Below are 26,272 nucleotides of genomic sequence, written 5' to 3' on the forward strand. Positions count from 1 at the left end.
CACCATGCAACAGCATAACACCTTTTACCTTTATCCTTTTCGCCTTTAACCTAAAAAATTAAGCCGAAATTGCGTTTATAATATCATACTGGGTAATGATCTCAATTTTACCCTCATCCTCAACCAGCACGGCTATATTATCCTTATTGATCATTCCCGAAATTTTATCGATAGATGTGTTCAGGTCAACAAACGGAAATGGCGCTGTGGTTATGTTTTTTATCGGTTGTGATTTGATGGAAGGGTTTTCGATCAGCGAATCCAGAATATCACTTTCGGTGATCTTGCCTATTACCATCCCCTTTTGGGTAACCGGTATTTGCGATATATTAAGTGATTTGATGGTATTGATGGCCTCGAGCACGCTTTTTTCGCAATCAATGGTAATAATTTCCTGGTACTCTTTTTTATTGATGATATCGTGGGCGGTGAGTTTGCCATCCTTTAAAAATCCACGGTCGCGCAGCCAGTCGTCGTTATACATTTTACCGAGGTAACGTGTACCATGGTCAGGGAAAATGATAACTACTACGTCGCCCTCCTTAAAACGGTCTTTCATTTGCAATGTACCAGCCACTGCAGATCCGGTTGAGTTACCGGCGAAGATACCTTCCTTACGAGCAATTTCACGGGTCATCAGCGCCGCGTCTTTATCGGTTACTTTTTCAAAGTGATCAATCAAGCTGAAATCAACGTTCTGCGGTAAAAAATCTTCGCCAATACCTTCGGTAATATATGGATAGATCTCGTTTTTATCCATGATACCGGTTTCCTTGTATTTTTTAAATACCGAACCGTAAGTATCAATACCCAGTACCTGTATGTTTGGGTTTTTCTCTTTCAGATAACGCGCTGTGCCTGATATAGTACCACCGGTACCCACACCCACTACAAGGTGCGTGATCTTACCTTCAGTTTGTTCCCATATTTCCGGACCGGTTTGCTCATAATGGGCCTGCGAATTGCTCAGGTTATCATACTGGTTTGGCTTCCATGAATTAGGCACCTCCCGCTCCAGGCGAGACGATACAGAATAATATGAACGCGGATCCTCAGGTTCCACATTGGTTGGGCAAACAATAACCTCGGCGCCAAAAGCGCGCAGGGCATCAAATTTTTCTTTTGATTGTTTATCGGTACTGGTAAAAATACATTTGTAACCCTTGATTACCGCCGCAATAGCCAGGCCCATACCGGTATTCCCCGATGTACCTTCAATAATGGTACCTCCTGGTTTAAGCTTGCCACTTTTTTCGGCATCCTCAATCATTTTAAGAGCCATACGATCCTTAATGGAGTTGCCCGGATTGGTGGTCTCAATTTTAGCCAAAACCGTAGCAGGAATATCCTTTGTAACCTTATTTAATTTAACCAGAGGCGTTTGGCCAATGGTTTCTAATATATTGTTATACCACATAATTTAAATATCTACTAACCCGGTATACTTAGCCTGGTAATACCTCAAAATTAACTTTCTTAAGCGATATATTGTAATTTAAATTGGTTCAGTTGTTCACTAGTTTATTAAGCCATTTGTCTTATCTGATTTAGATTAAGTCAATATTTCAATCAATGAACAAATAAACCAATGAGCTAACTTAAAACTTCAAATGTTTTACCGTTAAGCCGTTGTTGATTAGTTGTTTTAATGATTCAATACCGATATGTAGATGCGTTTCTACATATTGCTCCGTTACTGTCGAATCACTTTCGGCGGTTTTAACACCTTCGGGGATCATAGGCTGATCAGATACCAGCAGCAGCGCACCTGTCGGAATTTTGTTGGCGAAACCGGTGGTAAAAATAGTAGCGGTTTCCATATCTACTGCCATAGCCCGCAAATCTTTCAGGTATTTTTTAAAGGTTTTATCATGCTCCCAAACCCGGCGGTTAGTGGTATAGCAAGTTCCGGTCCAGTAATCGCGCGAGTAATCACGTATGGTGGTTGATATGGCTTTTTGCAGGGCAAATGATGGCAGCGCGGGCACTTCGGGCGGCAAATAATCGTTTGAGGTACCCTCTCCCCTTATGGCAGCTATGGGTAATATCAGGTCGCCAACATTATTTTTCTTTTTTAACCCGCCGCATTTACCTAAAAATATAACCGCTTTGGGATGTATAGCGGTAAGCAGATCCATTACAGTGGCGGCAACCGAGCTGCCCATACCAAAGTTAATAATGGTGATACCATTGGCAGTTACACTTTGCATTGGTTTTTCGACACCCATGATAGGGGCGTTATCATGCCATTGCGAAAACAGCTGTATATATTTTGAAAAGTTGGTGAGTATAATATATTCGCCAAAAGCTTCCAGCGGACGGCCGGTATAACGCGGCAACCAATTGGCCACAATAGCTTCCTTAGTTTTAAGGCCCGATTTTATGGGTGTATGTACCTCTTTTACTACCGGTGCATCGGTAGGGTCTTTTTTAACATTCAATTCTTCATTCATATTTTTTCCTTTAATAGCTTATTATCAAGTAGTTAGTATAAGGTATCGGGATAGATATCTTTGATATTCGACAGAGTAAAGTCTTGATACATGATACTACCCTATTTGATACTATCTACCTGATACTGAATAAAACCTGTTTATACAACAAACCCCGGCGTTGCACCAGGGTCTGCATTTATTTTAATAAAGATAGCTGATTAACTATATCAAATTGTTACGCTACTTTTAATTTTTTCAGATCCGATTTTTCAAATTTTTCGTGGGCATAATCTAATGTTACCTGCAGGCGTTTCACATCTTTTTTAGACGGGAACTCAAACATGGCATCAATCATAATAGCCTCGCATATTGAACGCAAACCCCTCGCCCCAAGTTTAAATTCCATTGCCTTGTCAACAATAAACTCCAGCACTTCGTCGTCAAATTCAAGTTTTACGCCTTCATATTCAAACAGCTTTTTGTATTGTTTTAAAAGGGAATTTTTAGGCTCGGTTAATATATTACGCAACGCGGCCCTGTCAAGCGGGTTTAAATAGGTAAGTACCGGTAATCGGCCTATCAACTCAGGTATTAAACCAAATGATTTCAGGTCCTGTGGGGTGATGTATTTGTAGAGGTTTTTCATATCAACCTCCCCATCATCGCGTTTTAGTTTATAACCCACTGTTTGTGTACGCAGCCTGTTGGCTATTTTACGGTCGATGCCATCAAAGGCGCCCCCGCATATAAACAATATATTACTGGTATTTACCGTGATCATTTTTTGATCGGGGTGCTTACGTCCTCCCTGTGGAGGTACATTCACCATAGTGCCTTCCAGTATTTTTAACAAAGCCTGCTGCACACCTTCACCAGACACATCGCGGGTGATGGAGGCATTATCACTTTTACGGGCTATTTTATCAACCTCATCAATATAAACAATACCTTTTTCGGCCAGTGTTACATCATAATCGGCAGACTGCAACAAACGGGTAAGTATACTTTCCACATCCTCCCCCACATAACCAGCTTCGGTCAATACGGTAGCATCGCAAATACAAAACGGAACGTTAAGTATTTTAGCCATGGTTTTTGCCAGTAAGGTTTTACCCGTACCGGTTTCGCCCACCATAATGATGTTTGATTTTTCTATCTCAACCTCATCCTTATCAATACGCTGGTTTAAGCGCTTATAATGGTTATATACTGCTACAGAAAGTATCTTTTTGGCATCATCCTGACCTATAACATACTGGTCAAGATGTGTTTTAATTTCGGCGGGTTTAAGCAAAGCCGGTGCAGAAGGTGAAGCTTTAACTTTACGCACCTTTAACTCCTCAGCCAATATTTCATTAGCCTGATTCACACATTTGTCACAAATATGTGCGTCAAGACCCGCAATCAACATCAGGGAATCCTGTTTTCCGGCACCGCAAAATGAACACCTGATTTCCTTACTGCTCTTATTCATCTGATTTGTTTGTAATCCAAAATTAACTAATTGGAATGATAAAAAAAAGTAATGAGTTTTGAGTATAGGGTTTTGAGTTAAAACGAACAACTGTTAAGATATCATTATCACTCAAAACCCGGAACTCAATATTCATTACAGGCCAACTTATTTAGCGCCTTTACTACCTTTTAAAATCTCGTCAACCATACCAAATTCCTTGGCTTCTTCTGCAATCATCCAGTAGTCACGATCTGACGCGTCCCAAACTTTTTCAAAAGATGCACCACTATGATCGGCAATGATCTGGTACAACTCTTTTTTCAATTTGGTGATCTCATGGTAAGAGATCTCAATATCTGACTGCTGACCCTGAGCACCGCCCGATGGCTGATGAATCATTACCCTTGCATGTGGCAATATAGCCCTTTTACCTTCGGTACCTGCGCATAATAATACAGCTGCCATTGAAGCTGCCATACCTGTACAGATAGTGGCCACGTCATTTGATATAAACTGCATGGTATCATAAATACCTAAACCTGCATAAACTGACCCACCGGGTGAGTTTATGTAAATCTGGATATCGCGTTTACTATCTGCCGACTGCAAGAACAGCAACTGGGCCTGGATAATGTTTGCGATATTTTCATAAATGGCATCTCCCAGGAAAATGATACGGTCCATCATGAGGCGTGAAAACACGTCCATCTGGGCAACATTTAACTGGCGTTCCTCAATAATATAAGGAGTCATGCCGGTAGGCGTATATATACCACTTGGCATTCTGCTCCTGTCAACACTGGCTATAAATTTATCTACGTGAAGGCTGTTAAGACGATGGTGTTTAACAGCATAATTTCTGAATTCGTTCTTATCGATGTTACTACTCATGGTTTTTGTTATGTTGTTTTTAGGATGCAAGATTTTACTTGCGTTAAATATAGTTTTTAGTTGAATACAATTTTAGAAAGATAGTTTGTATTAAGTAAAAATATTCATGTGGTGAAGTATCTGACACACGTCATTGCCAGGTAGGAAACAATCTCTGCGGAGATAGATCAGACTGGCATGATGCTCTGTACAGCATAGAGATTGCTTCGTACCTGGCAATGACGCGTTTTTTATTTGCATACAAAGCTCTGATACAACAAAAGCAACCTTGTGAGTTGCTTTTGGTAAAATATTTTAGATTATAGACTTACGAAGTTTTAAAACCTTCGTAAGTCTGATACCGGATATCTTATTTTTCCGAAACCAATTTATTAAAATCAGTAAACAGGATATCTTTTTTATCTAAGGTTATTACGCTTTTAATAAAATCAAATACCCTTAATGCTTTTACTTCTTCAAATATTTTGTTAGCATTCTCTTTATTTTGCAGGTATTGTACAGTGTACTGGCCTAATTGCTCATCAGGAATAGGCTGAGGGCTGTACATTCTGAATTGCTGATCTAACCGCACTTTAGCAAGTTCAAATACTTCTTCGTATTTAATCTCGATCTTATTGTCCTTAATGATCTTGTTTTCAATCAAGGTCCATTTAAGGTTGGTAGCAAAATCATTATAACCACCTTCCAGCTCTTCGTCTGTAAGTTTTTCGTTAGTAGCCTTTAACCAGCGTTTTAAAAATTCGTCAGGTAAATTAAATTCAACTTTGGCTACGCTTAGTTTGTAGATATCGTCCTGCAGTTTGCGTTCTGAATCCTGAACCATCATAGCTTCCAGCTCTTCAGTAATTCTAGCTGTAAATTCCGCTTCGGTAGTTACTGTACCTTCACCAAATAATTTGTCAAAGAACTCCTGATTTAAATCGCTTTCTTCTAAACGGTTAACATTTTTAACAGTTAATTGAAAGTTTGATTTTAAATCAGCTGCCTCATCTTCTTCAATTTTTAATAAACCGGCAACTTTTGGCGCATCGTTATCAAAAGCTTTCTGAATATCAAACGTTAATACATCATCTTTTTTAAGGCCGATCAATGAAGCTTTAATAGCTTCGTCTTTGATCTGATCTAAACGTACAGATGCAGTATTGCTTATACCATCCTCAAAAACAGAACCATCTGGAGAAAGTTGAACCAATTCTGCATAAAGAACGTCATCATCTGCCGATACGTCAGGATTTGTCATTTTGCCATAACTGCGGCGAATATTTTTGATACGTGAAGCAAGCGTTTCGTCATCAACTTTGATCACATATTGGGTTGCTTTATCTTTTGATGAAAAATCAATGTTGAACTCAGGCGCCAAGCCCAGTTCGTAATTAAATTCAAAATTATCGTTGAAATCCCAATTGTATTCTTTATCGTCATCAAGCTTTGGCAATGGCTGTCCTAAAACTTCCAGCTTTTGCTCATCGATATATTTATTTAAAGAGTCTGATAACAAGTTGTTGATCTCATCAACTAAAATACTTTTACCGTACATTCTTTTTATATGTGATGCCGGTACCATTCCGGGACGGAAACCTGGTAATTTAGCTTTTTTAGCATTTTCTTTTATGGCTTTGTCAACACGTGGCTGGTAATCTTCAGGGTTGATGTTGATTTTAACAACTGCATTCAGGGCGTCTACTTTTTCCTGTGTAATATTCATCTTTTTACCGGGTAATTTAATTTAATCCTTTGAAACGTAGCCTGAAAACCAATTTGGCTATACAAATTTCGAGGCGCAAAATTACGAATTTATTTTGAATTTATTTAATCGCGCGTTGCTGCCGGAGTAAATTTATTAACCTGGTTTTTTTTAGGTTTAATCGTTTTCAGATAGGCGTATATGGCTTCAAGATCGCCGGTTTTCATGGCGCCATACCTGTACCATGGCATAATGGTTTGGTATTCACCCGGTTTTACAGCTATCGGTTTACTGCTGCTATCGGCATATTCTTTAAACCTACTCAAAAACTGTTCTTTTGTCCAGCTACCAATGCCGGTTTGCTTATCAGGTGTAATATTGGCTGATCTTACTGTACCTGCTCCCGGTACAGTATAGGCATGCCCCCCAGCATATTCCAGTCCTTCAATCAGTTTCCCTTGTTTATCCTGAGTATGGCAATCTTTGCAAGCAGCAATGGTAACCAGGTATTCACCATATTTAACGGTATCACGTTCGTTGGGTATGGTACCCAGCGTAGCCTTTTGCGGCATGGTATGTACCAATATATTTAAAGGGAAGTTGAGCTTGCTTTGAGGATAACTGACCTCGATAGGTTGAACACTGCGCAGATAAGCAATAATAGCATAAACATCCTCCCTTCCCATTTTTGAATAAGACGGCCAGGGCATTAGCGGGAAAATAGCCGAACCGTCTTTTTTCACTCCAGTGGTAATGGCCCTGAACAGTTCGCCGTCTGTCCAGTTTTTTAAATGATACGGTGTAATGTTAGGTACCTGTACGTCGCCTGGAAAACCCACATTGGCATCAAACTTTTCGCCCCCTGCTCCCAGTGTACCCGGCTTCATGGGGCCTGCAAATATGCTCCAGTCCCGGGTAGAATGGCAATCCATACATAAGGTGATATTATTGGCCAGGTATTTACCACGTTCAATACGCTGCGGTGTAGCCTCAACTTTAATGGTTTCCGGTTCGCCCACATTAGGCAAAGCCAGCGTAACATAACTTATACCGGCTACAACAATTAATACCACAACTATAACAGTATAGAGGGTATATTTTAAAAACTTTTTCATGATAAGATAAGGGGCATTAAATTTTGGCGTATCAATCAGTCAACTTTTTGAAGATGTGACGCGCCCGACTTATCATTATTTACGGTGGATGGTGAACCTTTATACTGAATATCTGAAGCGCCGCTGGAGTGCACGTTTAACGTTTTTAATACGTTAATCTTGCAATGGCTCGCGCCCGATGTGTTGATGGTATAATCGCCAACAACAAAATCAAAAGCGTTTATTTTACCTACACCACTAAAATCAACACTATGCGATGCTGCCTGCCCCTTTAAGTTCAATTCACTTACGCCGCTGCCCTCGCTTTTTACATTGGCCGCGTTTATATCGAGGTTAACTTTTGAAGCACCCGACAAGTGAATCGCAAGATCATTGGTTACTATTTTGCCGGTTGATGAAACCTCAACCGCGCCTGATGACCTGATCTCGTTAAGGTTACGTATTCCAACATTTACTACCAGGCTATCATCAAAACAGGTTGTTTTTTTTAGCTTAATGGTTAGTTTATCCCCATCAACGGAGGTGGAAATATATTTAAGTAAATTATCATCACCTGTAATTGAAATTACTGAGGAGCTATCCTGTTTTAGGTGAATTTTAAACGCACCCGATATTTCGATCTTTTTAAAATCATTTGCTTTGCGCTGCTCTGTGCCTGTCTTTCCCGACCCATGCACGCAGGCAAACTGGCATGATGATAATACACTTAATGATGCGCAAGCCACAATGGCAATGGCTAAACTTGTTTTCTTCATAGTTTTTTAATTGTGAGACGATATTTAGTAAGTTGAAGTTACATAAAAATAAAAAAAGCTACCATACAATGTGGTAGCTTTTTAGAATATATGATGAACTTTTGCAAAAGTTGGATGGATTAAAGACCAGCAAACTCGTCAACTACTTCTCTGTGAGCCAAGCCATTAAGCGTATCCCTGTAGGTTTCGGCGACAAAGTTATTATTGTTTACTTTAGTTGATATCGCGTGATTTAAAGTATATACACTTGAAGTACCGGCTAAATCAATTTTAGCGTAATCGTTCACATTAACATTAGCATTGTAGGTATCTACATTTAAACTGGCGGTAGCATTATTATGCAGGTTAACTTCAAGGTCGATGGCAGAAAGTTTGCCGAATGATTTTACCTGTGCATTGTCATAAGCGCTTATGGCACGCAGGTCATTAGCAGTTACCCAAACTACCAGTTTTTCGGGTTTGTATGATGTAATACGTAATACCCCGTTTTGGCTTTGAACCAGTGCGCTTTCGGCATAGTAACGATTGTAAACTTTTACCTGGTCAGCATTGCCTGCAGATACATACAATTCAACGTTGCCACGGATTTCAATTTTATTGATCTTGCTTACATCGGTTAAAACAGTAGCGTTGCTATTATTATTTACTGATGCATAAGTTGAGCTTGTTATTCCACCTACTAAAACTAACATAGTGATGATGGTAAATAATTTTGTTTTCATGTTATTAATATTTTGATTTTCAATTAATTGTATTGCCTTATTTTTTAAATACATCTATATGACGCCCCCAATTTTAAAACGTTACAGCTATTTTGGGCCAATTAGATGTATGGCGGTATTTTATCGGCGAACGGCACATTTATATCGGTGAATGGCGTAAATATTTTTTTGATTTTTTTGTGGATATGGCTGTTTTTTGCTGCCGCCCGAATTTCTTGTATAACTTTGCGCGGTTTCAAGCCAGATATACACTTATTATGAAGATCCACGTTATGGGCGCCTCCTGTGCAGGTTCAACCACTTTGGGTACAGCCTTGGCCAGAGAGCTCGGCTATCCTTTATTTGACAGCGATAAATACTTCTGGGAAACATCCGAACAACCTTTTACCGTAAGGCGTGATTCAGAGCTGCGCAATGCCATGATAACACACGATATCTCCGGGCAAGAAAATTGGATATTGAGCGGGTCTTTGGTAAGTTGGGGACCTGCATGGCTCCGGATGTTTAACCTTGTGATATTTTTATATATCCCCCACGACATCAGGATGCAGCGGCTCGAGGCCCGCGAACTGGAACGATATGGAGACCGCATTTTTACCGATCCCGAATACATTGTCAAATACCAAACCTTCAGGCAATGGGCATCGGGCTACGATGACAATATTACCAATGGCCGAACTCTCCAGGTACACCAAACATGGTTAAGTAAATTAACCTGCCCGGTTTTAGAAATAAAAGGCGATACCTCCATACAGCGACGTGTAGAGATAGTGTTAAATAAAATAAAAGAGATCCGCTAAAAATAAATAATAAACTCTCGGTATTTATTCGGTTCTCAAACTATTTACAGGATTAGCCAGGGCAGCCTTTATGGCTGTATATCCCACCGTTAACCAGGCTATAATTATAGAAGAAAAAATAGTAGCAGCAAAAAACCATAAACCAATCATAATATGATAAGTGTAACCCTGCAACCATTGATGCATAAAATACCAGGCTAATGGCGCCGCGATTAAAAACGCTACGATAACCAGCATTGTAAATTCCCTTGATAATAGGATTACAATATCTTTGACAGGGGCACCAAGCACCTTGCGTATACCAATCTCTTTTCTGCGTTGTAAAGCCATAAAAGATATTAAACCATACAATCCCAGGCATGAAATAAAGATAGCAATACCTGAGAATATCGTATAAAGCTTTGAAAGCTGATTTTCCTGTTTGTAATAATTGGCGATAGTTTGATCTACGAAATTATATTCGAGTGTAAATTCAGGAAAATCCCTTTTCCATATACGCTCCATAGCAGCGGTGATTGATTTTGTTTTCCTCAGATCGATTTTTATACTGGCTATTCGATATCCGTTTTTATTGGTTGTCATTACCACAGGATCAATAGGGTCACGAAGCGAATTGGTATGAAAATCTTTCATTACACCTACAATTGGAAAGGTTTGTCCGCCCACGGTAACAGGCATACCAATAGCATCTTTGGGGTCACGGATGCCTAATTTTCTGATCACGGTTTCATTAACCACATACTCATGAATAGTATCAGAAGCAAAATAAACCCTGCCGGCAACAATAGGGAGTTTATATACATCAAAGAAATCAGGCTCGGCCATTTTGATATTAACTATCACATCGGGAGTAATGCCTTTGTGGCCCTCTTTATTTAAATCGGTAAACGAGCCGCCATCGTTAGATGAGGGTAAAAACATGCTGAAGCTAAGTTTTTCTATGCCCGGGACATTTAGTAATTCATTATGCAGATAATCGATTTTTGTGCCGCCAAGGCGATCATTGGGAAATCTTGCATAGATGACAGCGTCTTTTCTAAATCCCATATCGGCCGTGCGGAAATAGTCCATTTGCGAAGCTACTACCAGCGTCCCAATAATGAGCCCCTGTGCAATTACAAACTGAAAAACTACCAATCCCCTTCTAAACAAAACACCTCTTTTTTGATCGCTGCTCGCGGCACCTTTTAAAACAGTTACCGGTTTAAACCCAGAAAGCACAAGTGCGGGGTAAAACCCGGAAAGAAATGACACCAACACTAAAGAACCAGACAAGAACACCATGAGCCTGGGGCTATAAAGCGTGGTAGCAGTCAGATGGATTTCAAGCAGATTATTTATAGCAGGTATAGTTATAACAACAATGATGAGGGAAATGAACATGGCAAGTAAGCTGGTGATCCCTGTTTCACCTAAAAACTGAAATATCAATTGCACCCTACTGCCTCCCAAAACTTTCCTGACACCTACTTCCCGGGAGCGGTTAACTGCCTGGGCGACAGTTAAATTGATAAAGTTTACGCAGGCCACAATAAGTAAAAACAAACCTATGAGACTAAGCGCCAGGATCAGGTCTTTACTAAATGTGCGCCCCGTATAATTTCCATACCTTTCATCATAATGCAGTTCGTTCAACGGTTGAGGCGAAAGGTTATAATCCGGATTTATAGGTTTAATATGCCTGTTGGTAAAGTCGCTAAGTGATTTAGTAAGCTGGCGTAGCGTGTGCCCGCTGGCAAGCTCCACAAAACAATAATTTCCGTCATTAATACCACTCCAGTTGCTTAAGGTATTTTGATTATAAAGGGTAGTATAGGACAGTACAGCTTTTATCGGAAAATCCGTGTTCGGCGGTGGGTTATCAAGCACACCGGTAACTTTTACAAACACGCCGTCCATTTTAAACATTTTTCCTACTATGCCTTTCCAACCCCCAAAGTATTTTGAAGCTGTAGCTTTAGTTAATAATACAGTATTCGGTTCGCTGATAGCTGTTTTTATATCGCCATCGACCAATTTAAAATCAAATAGTTGAAAAAACTGCGGTTCGGCAAAAAAGACACCGCTTGTTTCCTTAAACCCTTTTAATACGGAGCCGTCCTTAGCGGTTACAATTATCTGCACATCACCGCTTTTGGTTATTGCGGCGGCATTGGCTACTTCGGGCAACTCTGCACGTATCACTGATGTTACGGGCACCGGCACACCCGTTCTATATCCCCGGTTAACTGGGTTTCTCCCGATCCTCACCACACGGTATATCCTATCTTTTTTTATATGGAAGCCATCAAAGCTTTCTTCATACTGAACCACGAGAAATATTAAAAGGAAGGCGGCAAAACCTACAGTAAGACCCGCGACATTAATCACCGCGTTACTTTTATGTCTTAGTAGATTTCTTACCGCCGTTTTGAAGTAGTTTTTTAACATAGCGCTGTGATTGAAGTGATCAAAATCTCTATTATATAAAGTTGATCCTTACAATTTCAAAACAGATGCCATGCTATTAAATATCTGAAAATGTGATATTTAAATATTATTTATCAATACAAGTGTTCGTTTATGATACAAGTAATGTTCGATTTTAGTTATGACTTTTAATCATAACAAACATTTTCTCTATCGGTGACTAGCTTGTTCCTACCTATCCAGCGGTATCCAGGTTTCCATATCCACATGGCCACGGTTTCCCCAGGCATAATAAGGGATCAGCCTCACATCAACCGCATTTTGCTTGGGCGCCGATATCTCCTTGTATAATTTATTTTTCCAATTGGCCTCATCACGTACATCGGCTTTACCAACAAGACTCATGATATCACTGTTATCTATTTTGATCATCTCGGGTTGGAGCTGATTTTTTGATGAAAGTGCGATATTAAATACTTTTTGCCCTTTTGCTAAATCGGCAGATTCGAGACAGTATACCACGGGACCACGTTTAACGGCCACCTGATTGCGGGTTTCCTCAACCAAAGGATTAGCTTCCATCATGGTTACTGGCATAGGCAGATTTAACTCTATCTTATCACCAGTTTTCCAATCACGGTTAATCTCTGCATAACCGCCGCGTGAAAGTGTTTGAGTAACAGCTTTACCATTTATCGTTAAAACCGCATCTTTGCTCCATCCCGGAATACGGAAAAACATAGAGGCCGACTTACCCGGGGCCTGTTCAATCTTGATACCAATCTTACCATCCCAGGGGTAATTGGTTGTTTGGGTTAATTTTATTGCGGAACCATCCTTCAGTTTGGTTTCGAGCGTATTGCCACCATAAAGATTAAACCACAGTCCTTTATCAGATATGCTGTAGGCGTAATCACTAATTTCAGATATGGTACGCACCACATTAGGCGGGCAACAGTTTGATAGTTTAATATACCCTACCCTGTCTTTTGACCAACGTTGGCTGAACGGCAGATCATCAGAATAACTCAACGGATTAGTATACAGGAAATCGCGGCCGCTTAAACTAATACCGGAAAGCACACTGTTATACAGGGCCAACTCCATCACATCAGCATATTTCGCATCTCCCGAAATTTGCAGCATGCGCCAGTTCCATAACACATTGCCAATATTGGCACAGGTTTCATTATGCGCGGTAAAATTGGGGAGCTGATAATCGCGCCCGTAAGCCTGATGCACCTTTTGCACATCATTCGGGTTATAAGATGTACCGTCGGGCGAAACACCGTCGTAAAGTGAACCGCAACCGCCTGTAATGTACATTTTACGATTCACCACATCGTTCCACATCAAGGTGAGAGTATGCATCAGGGTAGTATCCCCCGTTTCAGCATAAACATCGGCAACGCCTGCAAAAAGATAATTGGCACGTACCGCGTGCCCCATAGCTTGTTTTTGCTGCCTGAATGGGATACGATCCTGGTTATCATCTGTTCCATTCTCCATCAACCCACGAATGTTGATTAAATTTTTGGCCAATTCGAGATACTTAGGATCGTGTGTAGTGCGGTACATCTCCACTACGCCCATATAATGCGATGGGCAAATAGCGTTTCGTGCTAATTCAGGAGAAGCTGTTTTATAAAATTTGTAAAGATAGTCTGTTGCTTTAACGGCCAGTTTCAGCATACTGGTTTTACCCGTAGCACGGTAATGCACACAAGCAGCGGTCATTAAATGGCCCAAATTGTAGGTTTCGAAATTTAAACGGTCATTAAAGGCTTTTTCCTTACTGCTGCTTTTACGTTCTTCAATAATGGTTGGGGTATGTATATAACCATCAGGCCTTTGTGCTTTGGCTATTACCGCGATAGTTTTATCCATCAGGGCATCCAGCTTAGGGTCGTGGGTTGACGCGTACATGCTGGCTACTGCTTCAAACAGTTTATAAAAATCGCCGTCATGAAACGGCGGGCCCTCATGCGATCCGGTATCCAGCCCGGCAGCTATTTCAAAATTCCGAAACGCGTGACTGATCTTTGGGTCGGTATATATTCGCCATAGGTTGGGGATCATGGTATCACGGCACACCTTAAACCTGTCGGCCCAAAAGCCATTTGTCCAGGTAACATTACCCATATCCACGCTGCTTAACTTGGCAAATTTACTTTTGTCGGTGTTTACCAAAGCCTTGTTTTGGGCATAGGCACTCCCCGTTAATACTACCAAACAAACAATCAAAAGCTTCATCATTTTGCTCCACATATCTCTAAATTTTATTAATCCCTTAAACTTATAATTTTTACCGGCCCTAATAAACCCGCCGGCAATAATGACCTACCTTCTAACCGATAAACTGCATTAGTCCAGGTAACACGTTCCTTTTCAGGCAAAGCATGATCACCCATTAAACGGTTGGCCCAGGTATTGCTAACTTCAATTTTTAGCCGGTTAACACCTTTTTTTAAGGCTTTGCTGATATTTACCTGATATGGATACGCCCAGGCCACACCACAATTTATCCCGTTTACATACACTTCGGCAAGGTTCTCTACACTACCTAAATCGAGCCATATTCCACTCTTAGCGATATTATTCCATGTAAACGACTGACTATAGCTTGCTGTACCCGAGTAATATTTGATATTATTTTCTTCACGCTTAGACCAATCCTCCAACTGATCAAATATTACAGCCTTTTCAGGCCCGGCGTATTTTGGATTGAACTGAACTTTCCATGCACCGGTAAGTGTTTGCACCGGGATTTGAACGGACCAGTTTTTACCCTTGGCAATTCCAGAAGCCACAGCTTTTTCACGCAGGACGATAAACACCGAGCCGTTTGGAGCCAAATGAACAGGTAACATGGTACGCCCATTTTTTGACTGCCATTGATTTACGGCATGAATTTCACCTGTAAGGGCGTCCCAAAGTTCGGGCACAAAACCTGCTGACCTTAAAGATATATCAAGAGTGCGTTCCGCTGCCTGTTGGTTTGATATAAAGTACAGTTCAAAATCTGATGAGCGCCTGTGTGCCCAGGCTATGTCTTTGGCTTTTTTATCGTTTTCCTGTGCTGTAAAATCACGAGCGACACCCAACTCATCAAATGTATCTTTTTGATACGGACCGATAATTACTTTACCTTTTTGAGCCGCATTACTCAATAGTCTTTTACCTTCCTTCGCAACCGTCGCATCATCAGCCATACCGGGTGCACGCATTGGCTGATTATTAATCAATACCGTTGCCCCTTCATTTACCAATTCCTGTAAGCGTTTTACAACCTCTGGCGACGTAAGCCCCGAATCCGGAGACATGGCGTGCGCGCCGGGTATCACCAGCATAGCATAACTTGCACCTCCGGGCAGCGTGATCCTGCCATTTTTCACTGTAGCTAAACGCAATAAGGCATCACGGTTAAAGGAATCGTAAGCATAACCTCGCAGCGGATCTGTCCAGTTTTCCGGTAAAGCCATGTTGGCCGAGTGGCTGGCATCAGAGATACTGTTTACTATAGGTTCGCCTTTATTAGCCAGTCTTTCCTTTTCCTGAGCCACCATTTCAGCGCCGAATATCCCGGGCAAGGTATTAACCAATCTATCAGGTAATATCGCCCGCCGGGGTGTTTCCTCGCCCGTAAACACGGCTATATCAGTTACCGGATGGCCTTGCTGCAGCAAGGCCTGGCACCGCTGTATATAATCAAACCATGCTTTACCGGGTTTCCACCAGGTTTGGTCGCGCTGAAAAAACATGCCGATGCCGTCCAGCGTCATACCGGGTTTACGGTCGAGCCATGGATTGTGCACATTTACATGAAACACATAGCGATTAATACCCAGGGCAAAATTCAAATCGGCCATGGCTTTCAACATGGCAGGATGTTCGTCCCATAATAATCTCAATTCGGTAAAAGCTTCGGCCTGGATAATATTTTTTCCGTAAATGTGCCCTCCCGAAATGGCATCGAGCATATCATTGGGCTTATCATGTGTAGGACTGCGAAACCAGAATTCACCCATCGGCACATCAGCCAGTTGATAATGCAGCATGCCGTCGCTCATCATTGTTGGGGCCACGCTTTCGGCCGTAAAAGTGCAGCCTTTTTCATATGCCAGTTTGGCCATAGTGCCATAAAAATTATCAACCAACAGCTCGGCAATGGTTTCGCGCACATCGCTCAGTACTTTTTCAGATTCACCGGCGCTTTGCACCGGTATACCAGCCATTACGGGCAGGTAAGGTAGCAGATCATACCCCCTGCGTTTTTTAAATTCTGCCGCAAATACCGGCGACCAGTTTTGGCTGCCGCATTCCCAGCTGTCGATATGGAATATCTTTAAAACTTTCTTCGCCAGTTCCGGCCCTGCTTGCCTTACCGCCTCCCCAAACCAATGATCAAACTGTACTTTAGCAGCTTCGGGATTAAATTTATCACATTCCAAACCATTACCCGCGCCACCAGTTGCATTGGTGTGCCCGGTGGAGGTGTGCCCTATACGCAAAATAGTCCATTGCCCTGCGGGTACATTCCAGTTAAGCCGGCCATTGGCATCGAGCTCATTGGTTAAATTAATGATCTTATCTTTAGGGATGCATAGCTCCTGAGGTAGTTGTGTGATGGTAGTACGTTTGCTTATACGCCATACTTCACCCGTTTTACTCTCATACTGGTGAATGCGAGGTTCGGCAGATAGCTCAATACCCGAAAGTTTAAGCGAAGGTTTCCATTTGGCAAAATCAAGATCTTCCGCGCCCGGTTCTGAGCCTGTTTTATCGTATACAAACCTGAAATATCTTGAGGTAGTGGGCACAATTTCATTTGTTATTTCTGCATCACCATCCTGCCAGCCGTGGCGCGGTGGCTGCAATTTACCTAACGAGCGAAATATTCGGCCATCGTCGCTTACTTCTACCTGTAAACGTTCAGATTGATAGTTACTGGCTGTGGTATGAATTACCAGCGAACGGCAGGTAAAAGGCTTTTCAAATTCCAGTTGTATCCAGCAGGGTTCATTAGTGGCAAAGCTTTTTTTGTTGCCGTTTTCGGCAAGATATTGCAGATCAGTACCGACAATACTGGTGGTTACCTTTGGCCGGGCATCATAACTACTTGTACCCTCACCCGGTAAAGAAGGATACGCCAGCACCTCAATGTCTTTATAGTAATTTTTGTAATGCGCGGGTTTAGGTAACGTATCCTGATAGGTTCTCCCCCCTATAACCAATGTTTTTGACCATACCACTTTTTGCATAGAAAGCTCCGGCGTAATCCAGGGGCCACCGGCCAAAGCAAAACCATCGCAATCATGCATGGCCAGTTTAACACCTATGCGGTCGGCTTCCTGCATGGCAAATTTAACCATGGCCCACCATTGCGGTGTAAGCTGCTCTATGGCAGGGGTTAAATATGGTGGATTAGCTACCCCTTTTATAGGCATCAAATAAGCGCCGCCAATACCAGCCTGTTTCATGGCCTGCAGATCGGCAGTAATACCTTCACGGGTCACGGCGGCCTGCATCCAGTACCAAAATACCCAGGGTTTAGCCGATTCGGGTGGATGAAGAAATGCCTGTTTTAGCTCATCTTTTGAACGGGAAACACTTCGTACCTGAGCTGTTACCTGCAATACCAAACAGCTAACACAAAGGGTAAGTATAAAGGTGAATTTCCTCATGCTATTATTTGAATTTTATTTTACGGGCCGCATCACCTGCTTTATCAGCAGCACCACTGTAAGGCGCGATATAAAAACTATAATGATAATTTCCCGATGGTATGCGATATTGCTCAAGTGGCTCGGCTACTTCACTCCAGCTATCATTACCTCCCACGCCCATCTGCTTCAGATCAATGTTGAGGGTAATAAAACTCGCGTCTTTCAGCTTGTTGGTGTGTTTGGCATGTACTATATTATCCTCCGTGTAAGGCCAGGCGCTCATACTAAGCAAACTATCGGCTACCACCAGCAGACCACCGGTCTTGTTGTCAGATAACAACATCCAGCGTACATCTGTACGGTTACCATTTTCCTGCGGCACCACATAGGGCTCCATAAACTGATGAATGGGTTTCGAATAAACACCTGCGTCAGACCCTGTGCGCCTGTCGACGTAGTTCTCATACGGGCCCCGGCCGTAATAGGTGATGTTGCTATCGGCCCGGAGGATAGCCGTTTGCATACCCACTTTAGGCAAGTTGGGAAGGTTTTTATCGGCGTGTAAATCATACTCAATTTTTATATTGCCATCCCCTTTTATTGAATATACTATTTTTACTATTGCGCTATCACCAATTAAAGTATAAGTGCTGTTAACTTTTACAACTCCCTTTTGGGGTTGCTCTACAGTAATACTTTTTAGCTTAGGTTCATTATTAAACCATGACTTTAATTTCTTCTCAGCTTTCCATCCGCGATGATCATTATCTGTGACAGGTCTGGTAAAGTGCGGTAACAAGGGTGCAAATATCTGCTGTTTTCCATTCCATAAGTAAGAGTTCAACGCACCATTCGTTTTACTGATTTGAATTTTAAAATTGCCCCCGCTGATATTATATACAGATGCATCATCCGCTAAAGTAATATTGGGATAATTAGCAGACCTAGATTTTGTGACAAGTGTACTCGAGTTAAGTTCAAACTGATCTTCAGCCACCTCATACCCTTTTGCTGCCCAGGGTTTATCTTCCGCAAGTGTAAAATGAATATCAGCCAGGTATTCGTGACCGGACTTTAATGTGGGCAGATAAGACTTTATGCTAATAACCGTATCCCCATCAGCTACAAGGTTAATATGCGGCAATTGTTTTTTAGCGATGATATTGCCATCTTCCCGTACCTGCAGGTACACATCATATTCATTCAGGTTAGCTACACTATGCCAGTTTTTGATATGGATGAGCCCTTTAGCTGCATCGGTTAATTCGCAAACAGCGGGTTGAAAAACATGCTTGCATTCGTATATGGCAGGCTTGGGACGACCATCTGACGCCACGATTCCCTTGATGGTGAAATTATCAAAATAATGCTCGCCATAGTCGCCGCCGTAGGCATAATATGGTGTACCGGCTGAATCTTTCTTTAACAAACCCTGATCTTTAAACTCCCAGATTGCACCACCGATAATGCGTTTGGTTGACCGCCACTGATCCCAAAATTCTTTCAGGTTACCATTAGAGTTGCCCATCGCGTGGGAATACTCCACAAAAAATATAGGCCGGGTATCGCCGTTCTGCTGGTTAGCCAGCAAAGGAGCTGTATACAAGCCGGGATACATGCGGCTCACAATATCCACATAAGGCTGATCGATTGGGTTTTGCAAGCGATGAGAATGGTCGTTAGTTTTAGGATAGCGCGGATCTGTCGGATCAATATATCCTTCTGCCTGTGGTGTTCCCTGTGCCGGTTCGTAATGCACCGGGCGGGTAATGTCAAAATCATGGATCCAACCGGCCATTGCCGCATGATTAGGCCCGCGCCCGGCCTCGTTGCCTAAACTCCAGATGATAATGCTCGGATGATTTTTATCGCGCATCACCATGCGTGTAGCCCGGTCGAGATAGGCGCCGGTCCACATGGGGTCGTTACTTAATTTTGAACCCAAACCATGCGTTTCCAGATTGGCTTCATCAATTACGAGGATACCGTACTGATCGCACAGGTCGTACAAGTATGGGTCCATTGGATAATGACTGGTGCGGATACAATTGAAATTAAATCTCTTGATCGTGCGCACATCGTTCAAAATATCCTCGCGCGACAAGGCCTTACCTTTTATCGGATCGTGATCGGGACGGTTTACACCATACAGGTAAGTTATCTTCCCGTTGATAAGCAACTTGCCGTTGCCCTTACCAAACTCAATACTCCGGATACCAACTTTGCAGCTTTTTACTTCAAGCGTGTGACCGGTGCTGTCAACCAGCGAGAGTGTCAGCGTGTACAGGTTTGGTTCTTCATCACTCCACTTATCGGGGTTTTTCAGTTTGGTTTCCAGCAAGCCGAATTTTACATTGTCTAACCGCGGATATATTTCATTAATAATGCTTTCTACACTGCGTTCAATCGGTTTCTGTAAAACCGCCTTGTTGTTTTTATCAAAAAGCCGAGCCTCGATCTTATATCCAGGAACAGCTTTACCGGTAAGGTTCTCTATCCGCGGGCGAATGCTGAACACCGCGTCTTTATACTGTTTATCGAGTTTGGCCTGCCATTGAAAATCGGCTATTCTCAATTTTGGTTCGGCCAGCAGCATTACCTCCCGGTGGATACCACTCATGCGCCATTGATCCTGGTCTTCCAAAAAGTAGCCATCGCTCCAGCGGATCACCTGTACCGATACCACATTTTCTCCGGCCTGCAAATACGGGGTAATATTAAACTCGGAGGGTAAAAAACTATCCTCACCATAGCCTAAGAATTTCCCGTTCAACCACACCTTAAAACCAGAACTAACACCGCCAAAATGCAGGGTAATATTCATATCCTTCCAGTTGGCTGGCAAGGTAAATGTGCGTTGATAACTGCCTACACCATTATAATCCTGCGGCACATGAGGCGGATTAACCGGCCGGAAAGGGTAAACCGCGCTTTTGTATATCGGCCTGTCATATCCTTGCATTTCAATACTTGATGGTACAATGATCTTTTTCCACCCGCTTACCCGGTTCCTATAAAAATCCTTTGGTGCATCGGTAGGTTTTGATGCATAGCTAAAATCCCAATAACCATTTAACGACAGTATCCTGCCCGACTTTTCCCGATCACCTGCTAAAGCTTCCTGCACACTGGCATAAGAATAAGCTGTTGCGCGTGCCGGGTCGCGGTTAATGCCATCAACCTGTGGGTTTTCCCATGGCTCTGCATCGTAAACAACAGGCACATTGGGTATAGGAGCAGGGGTTTTATCAACCAACTGAGCGTAACCGCTAAGGGTAAATAACAGATTAACTATTATGGCTATGTATTTTCGCATCTATTTTAGGTAGCTCCTATGGAGCAAAACTCTTTTGTTATTTTTCTAAAAATGTTTTGTCCCTCTGGGACATTAAGTATGCCAACAAATCCTCTCCTTTGGAGAGAATTTAGGAAAGGTTACAGCGCACTATAATCAACCGTATATTTCGTCCCTTTGGCAATGCTCAGTTCATAAATATTTTTACCTTTTGCTTTTACAGAGCCTTCTTTACAAACCGGCGTAGAACTGCTCGCAAAACGTAAAATTCCTGTACCGGTATCGCCACTTACCTTAATTTGTTTGGTACTGCAGTACACTTTTATATCTCCTTTTGGTGTGGGAACACTGCCTTCCATCCATTGCAAGCCACCCAGTTTTGGTTCTATAGTATATTGCTGATATGCCGGTGCAGTAGGTTTAACACCCAAATAGTATTTACCCAACAGGTATATGGGGCTTGCACCCCAGGCATGGCACAAACTTTTACCAAACGGACGACCATACATGGCATAGTGCGCAGATCCGCTTTTGTTAGGATCATATTCCTCCCAAAAGGTGGTGGCTCCCAGTTTAAGCATGCCTCCCCAGTAATCTTTCATTTCTTTAAGCACATAACTTTGCTCTCCCATAGCGCAAAGGGCTTCCAGTTCATAAAAGCGCATGTACGGGGTGGTTATCTTTTGAACTTTATCGTTCAGCAGTACATATTTTTTAACATCATGCTTTTGTGCCTCAGTGAAATAGTTAAAGAAAATGGAGAACATGTTGGCATAGCGGGTTACATTATCTGTTTGCTTACCATTTACACGGCTATGCACCAAAGCATGTTTCTGATTGTTCCAGTAATAAGTGAATATTTTTGATTTTAACCCTGTTGACAATTGATTATATCGCGTTGCACCCGGCTTATCCTGCATGATATTGGCACACAAAGCCATAGTTTCCAGGCTACGGCAGAGCAGCAATTGTTCAAAACTTACTTCGCCCTGTTTGCTCAGTTTATCCGCCCAGTCAATAAATACCCAATCACCGGGCAAACCTTCCATCAGCCCATCCTTATCCCTGCGAGATAAGCAATAGCTCATCAGGCTTTGCATGCGTGGGTACATTTGTTTAATAAAGCTTTTGTCGCCTGTGTACTGATAATAATCATAAATACCCATAAACCAGTAAAAGGTATAGTCCATAATGGTATTAATGTGACTGGTCACCGGATCTTTTCCCCTGAGTGCATATAAAGTGCGGGTAACAGTAGGCGAATCAAAATAGAGATAATAATTCATCAAATAGCTTTGATAGGCATCACCCGACCATACCCACCTATCGCGTTTAATGCCATCAATAAAGAATTCGCGGGTGTTCAGATGCAGGGTATAAGCCGACACATCCCATATTTTATTGATCTCGTCGTCAGAACAACGGAAGCTCCCTCTTTGCTCTACCGGCGAATATTCATACAGCATGGATATGTCATCTGCACTCACATTATCATCAAACAAAACGTTAATATACCTGAAAGCCCGTGAGCCTTCCATAGTAAAATCAGCCTTTTGCGGCTGGTTAATATGTATACTGTCTAACAGTTCGCAGGTAGCGGTAGCCAGCGCTTCTTCTTTTGACTCACCATAGCAAACCTTAACATTACCGGTTCCTTTTAGTCCGATCAACTTAGCGTAACCGAAAGTCTCCTTACCAAAGTCAACCAGTATGGAGTGTTCTTTTCTTTCTGTTTTTTCCGGACGATGTTCTTCAGTAGGCAAACGAAATGTAGATGGCGTTTTATCAGCCGAATCAAAATTCCATGCCCCGGCAGCTACGTACTGTGTAGCCGATACATCCGATGTTTTGCCTGAGGCGTCAATCCATTCCTTGTCTTCATAGGTAACCAGCCATGATGTGTCCGATGCCAGATGCGGCCCCTTTACATATATAGCAGGTACACCACCCTGGTTATACACCTTTAGGCTTAACCTATGCTTACCTGCCGGGATATTAATAGATTTTGGATAACCAGAGAAAGCTTTTCCATCAAGCTTCACATTATACTGCCCTTCAACAGCAAGTTCTACTGTTTCGGCATTGGGCAGCACGAAGTCCTTATGAAAATCAATAAGCGCGTAATGGCTGTCGAGTTTCCAGAACGGCGGAAAAAATGCCCCGCGTTCGGTACGCCTGTTTTGCATTTTATTGCTTAGCCATACTTCATAATCACCCGGGTACCAGATCCATGTTGCTTTCTGCGCTCGGGCCATGTCTGCAAAAAACATAAAGCCAAAACAGAGCATAACAACCGACCAGTTTTTAAATTTCTTATAGGTATAAATGATATTCATGATTAATGTCCGTTAAAAATGATGTATAAAATGATCATCACCACTGTAAGTAATGCCCAGGCTAACTTTACGCGCTTAGTTGGTTTTGCAATCCTGCTGATTTCCTCCGCATCGGGTTGATATATCTCGGGCGAGGAATCCAGTAAGGAGATAATAATTGCTGATACAGTAAGGAAAACAAAAATATAAAATGACAGCAGCAGATAATGCGGCCAAAAGTGATACTGATCTGAAGGAAAAACCCACAAATAAACTACACCTGTACCCAAACTAAAGGCAGAACCGACGGAAAGTACAATATTCACCGCTTTGCGGGTGGTACGTTTCCAGTAAACCGTTAACAAAAAAACCACTGCCAGCGGCGGAGCTATAAAGCCCAGTACCGATTGAAAAACATCAAACAGGTTTAACCCTTTAATACTATCAATAGCCAGCGCCATGCCAATGGCAAATATGCAGCCGGCTACAACTGTTATTCTCCCAACCCTGATCAGATCTTTATTGGTAGCATTAGGGTTTATCTTTTCGGCGTAAACATCCATGGTAAACACGGTGCTTAACGAATTTAATGAGGAACCTATGGTACCAACTAAAACAGCTATCAATACTACAATCACGAGACCATTCATACCGGGTGGAAAAAGGTTGGTAACCATGGTCATATAGGCCAGCGCCGGGTCACTCAGATGCGGGTATAGGATAAAACATAAAATACCGGTAAGAATAAATAAAGGCAGCGATAATATTTTGAGCCAGCCTATAAAATTCACACCCAACTGTCCCTGTTCCAAACTTTTGGCACCTAACACCGATTGTACCATCGCCTGGTCGGTGCAGAAAAAGGCAACTGCGGATATCGGGTAACCTAATAAAATAGCATACCATGGATATTTAACATCGCTGGCCGGATGGATCAGATTCCAGTAATTGCCTGGTACTTTATGAAAAACGGCCGATAACCCACCGGCTTTATTTACACCCAAAACGGTTAAGGTTAAGGACACACCAATGAGTAGCAGCATTTGGAACACGTTTACTTTAGCAATGGCTTTTAACCCACCCGTAAAAGCGAATAACCCCGCGAACGAAACCAGCACAATCACTGATTGCCACATAGGTATACCCAATATTTGCCGCACCAGGAAACCACCGGCAAACAAACCTAATGACAGCCAGGAGATAAGCATTTTAATAAGGGCATACCAGGCCAAGATATTACGGGTTGAATCGCCATAACGGTTACCCATAAATTCGGGCATGGTTGACACTTTCGCTGCAATATATTTTGGTGCGAAAACCAGTGCCAGCAGCATCAGGAATACAAAAGCGTACCAATCGAAATTAACAGCGACAATACCGGTTGTATAACCAATACTGGCAAAAGCCAGCAACATGGATGGCCCAACATTGGTACCCCACATGTTGAAACCGATGCTCGACCAACTCAGTGATTTATTAGCCAGGAAAAGCGTTTCGTCAGATTTCTTCTTGTTACCGAAGCTGGCCCGATAGCCGATTATCATGAGAATAATCAGGTAAAAGGCTACCACAGCATAATCTAATGTGGTTAAACGTGACACGATATTGCTCATGGCGATGATCATGCGCTTAACTGGTTAGCGGTTAAATGAAATTCAGCTAAAATATCATCTACTTTTACCGGCTGGCCAGTTTGCAGCGAACGATCCATAGCCTGTAACAGCGCTATAGTACCTATCCCCTCTTTAATATCCGGGTAAGCGGTATAGCCTTCGGTAAGGCTGCCTGCAAAATATTCTAAATAGTTTTGATATTCACCGGCATGGTGGCTTTTGCCTTCAAAACGGAAGTAGTGTTTTAATTTATGCTCCCAGGTAAGCATACGTTCCTCACCTGTTTTATCGGTTATAGCATAGCGCAGGTCCATATAATCGCCCTGACTACAACCTTCCATACCTCTTAATACGCAGCTCATTTCGCTATCCCGGGTTACAGGTTGTACCGGACCTGTATAGCAGCCGCTTACCCGGGCAATGCGGCCATCTTTTGCTTTAAAAATAAAATGCATGGTATCAGGGTTCTTTAAACCGCCCTTCGCTCCGTTAGCACTCAGCATGCCATAGCCCATTACCTCTTCAATATTGGGCAAATACCAGCGTATAAAATCGGTTGGGTGGCTTAAGCCGCCGTACAGCCATTTAAATGCCTGTTGTAATGACCATGGTTTTTCAAGAAACCAGCGGTGGTCGGCATGGTAATAAGCTTCGACGGTGATCAGCTCACCTATCAGCCCGTCTTCATAATCCTTACGTTGCTTTTTCATCGGCTCAAAAAACCGCGAACTTTGACCAACAAATACCCGTTTACCGCTTTTTTCTACCAGTTCCAACAATTCAGCAGCTTTACTCAAATCATCAATAAAGGGTTTGGTACAAACTACGTGCTTACCATGCAGCAGCGCTTGCTTTACATGGTCGGCATGCAGGTGATCGGGCGTATAAATGGCTATAATGTCAATTTCCGGGTCATCAAGCATATCCTGGTAATTGGTAGTATAATGATGGAAGTTAAACTCTTCGGCCCTGCGTTTACACATCTCTATATTCATATCGCAAACCATCTTCAGCTCTAGTTTATCGCTTTGCAATGCTGCCGACATGGTACTGCGGCCTTCGCCTAATCCTAATATTCCTATCTTCATTAATTTTTGCATCATTGATCTACTGAAT

The 26,272-nt window shown here is 42.3% G+C and carries 16 protein-coding genes; 1 reads left to right on the forward strand and 15 read right to left on the reverse strand.

The window, feature by feature from the left end:
- Window positions 1-58: 58 nt before the first annotated feature.
- The 8 genes from SNE25_RS23800 to SNE25_RS23835 all read right to left on the reverse strand — a co-directional run bounded on the left by SNE25_RS23800 (window position 59) and on the right by SNE25_RS23835 (window position 9,058).
- Complete coding sequence (locus SNE25_RS23800) at window positions 59-1,417, reverse strand: pyridoxal-phosphate dependent enzyme (protein ID WP_321561515.1); 1,359 nt, start codon at window positions 1,415-1,417, stop codon at window positions 59-61.
- 181 nt (window positions 1,418-1,598) lie between these two features.
- The gene (locus SNE25_RS23805) at window positions 1,599-2,453 is read right to left on the reverse strand and encodes an AMP nucleosidase (protein ID WP_321561516.1); all 855 of its coding nucleotides are present in this window, start codon (window positions 2,451-2,453) and stop codon (window positions 1,599-1,601) included.
- Between the two features lie 217 nt (window positions 2,454-2,670).
- Window positions 2,671-3,909 carry an ATP-dependent Clp protease ATP-binding subunit ClpX gene (gene clpX / locus SNE25_RS23810; protein ID WP_321561517.1) on the reverse strand — a complete coding sequence of 413 codons (1,239 nt, stop codon included), beginning with the start codon at window positions 3,907-3,909 and terminating at the stop codon, window positions 2,671-2,673.
- Window positions 3,910-4,056: 147 nt separating this feature from the next.
- A complete protein-coding gene (locus SNE25_RS23815) occupies window positions 4,057-4,782 on the reverse strand; it encodes an ATP-dependent Clp protease proteolytic subunit (protein ID WP_321561518.1) in 726 nt (241 codons plus the stop codon).
- Window positions 4,783-5,131: 349 nt separating this feature from the next.
- Window positions 5,132-6,487, reverse strand: coding sequence for a trigger factor (tig, locus tag SNE25_RS23820; protein WP_321561519.1), 1,356 nt, complete (start codon window positions 6,485-6,487; stop codon window positions 5,132-5,134).
- Between the two features lie 104 nt (window positions 6,488-6,591).
- On the reverse strand, window positions 6,592-7,581 hold the full coding sequence (locus SNE25_RS23825; protein ID WP_321561520.1) for a c-type cytochrome: 990 nt from the start codon (window positions 7,579-7,581) through the stop codon (window positions 6,592-6,594).
- A 35-nt stretch (window positions 7,582-7,616) separates the two neighbouring features.
- The gene (locus SNE25_RS23830) at window positions 7,617-8,336 is read right to left on the reverse strand and encodes a head GIN domain-containing protein (protein ID WP_321561521.1); all 720 of its coding nucleotides are present in this window, start codon (window positions 8,334-8,336) and stop codon (window positions 7,617-7,619) included.
- 119 nt (window positions 8,337-8,455) lie between these two features.
- Window positions 8,456-9,058: a GIN domain-containing protein gene (locus SNE25_RS23835; protein ID WP_321561522.1), complete on the reverse strand. Its 603-nt coding sequence runs from the start codon at window positions 9,056-9,058 to the stop codon at window positions 8,456-8,458.
- Between the two features lie 257 nt (window positions 9,059-9,315).
- Here SNE25_RS23835 and SNE25_RS23840 point away from each other — a divergent pair, with 257 nt between their 5' ends.
- Window positions 9,316-9,858, forward strand: coding sequence for an AAA family ATPase (locus SNE25_RS23840; protein WP_321561523.1), 543 nt, complete (start codon window positions 9,316-9,318; stop codon window positions 9,856-9,858).
- Between the two features lie 24 nt (window positions 9,859-9,882).
- Here the strand turns inward: SNE25_RS23840 and SNE25_RS23845 are convergent, their stop codons facing one another.
- The 7 genes from SNE25_RS23845 to SNE25_RS23875 form a co-directional block, all read right to left on the reverse strand.
- A complete protein-coding gene (locus SNE25_RS23845; RefSeq protein ID WP_321561524.1) occupies window positions 9,883-12,288 on the reverse strand; it encodes an ABC transporter permease in 2,406 nt (801 codons plus the stop codon).
- A gap of 210 nt (window positions 12,289-12,498) precedes the next feature.
- The gene (locus SNE25_RS23850; RefSeq protein WP_321561525.1) at window positions 12,499-14,535 is read right to left on the reverse strand and encodes an aceric acid hydrolase; all 2,037 of its coding nucleotides are present in this window, start codon (window positions 14,533-14,535) and stop codon (window positions 12,499-12,501) included.
- A gap of 14 nt (window positions 14,536-14,549) precedes the next feature.
- Complete coding sequence (locus tag SNE25_RS23855) at window positions 14,550-17,951, reverse strand: glycosyl hydrolase (RefSeq protein ID WP_321561526.1); 3,402 nt, start codon at window positions 17,949-17,951, stop codon at window positions 14,550-14,552.
- A gap of 4 nt (window positions 17,952-17,955) precedes the next feature.
- The gene (locus tag SNE25_RS23860; RefSeq protein ID WP_321561527.1) at window positions 17,956-21,249 is read right to left on the reverse strand and encodes a glycoside hydrolase family 2 TIM barrel-domain containing protein; all 3,294 of its coding nucleotides are present in this window, start codon (window positions 21,247-21,249) and stop codon (window positions 17,956-17,958) included.
- A 119-nt stretch (window positions 21,250-21,368) separates the two neighbouring features.
- Window positions 21,369-23,564 carry an alpha-L-rhamnosidase-related protein gene (locus SNE25_RS23865; protein ID WP_321561528.1) on the reverse strand — a complete coding sequence of 732 codons (2,196 nt, stop codon included), beginning with the start codon at window positions 23,562-23,564 and terminating at the stop codon, window positions 21,369-21,371.
- 2 nt (window positions 23,565-23,566) lie between these two features.
- Window positions 23,567-25,156, reverse strand: a complete 1,590-nt coding sequence (locus SNE25_RS23870) for a sodium:solute symporter family transporter (RefSeq protein ID WP_456085502.1) — start codon at window positions 25,154-25,156, stop codon at window positions 23,567-23,569.
- 8 nt (window positions 25,157-25,164) lie between these two features.
- On the reverse strand, window positions 25,165-26,259 hold the full coding sequence (locus SNE25_RS23875; RefSeq protein WP_321561530.1) for a Gfo/Idh/MocA family protein: 1,095 nt from the start codon (window positions 26,257-26,259) through the stop codon (window positions 25,165-25,167).
- Window positions 26,260-26,272: the final 13 nt, after the last annotated feature.

The sequence above is a fragment of the Mucilaginibacter sabulilitoris genome (assembly GCF_034262375.1).
Taxonomy (GTDB): Bacteria; Bacteroidota; Bacteroidia; order Sphingobacteriales; family Sphingobacteriaceae; genus Mucilaginibacter; species Mucilaginibacter sabulilitoris.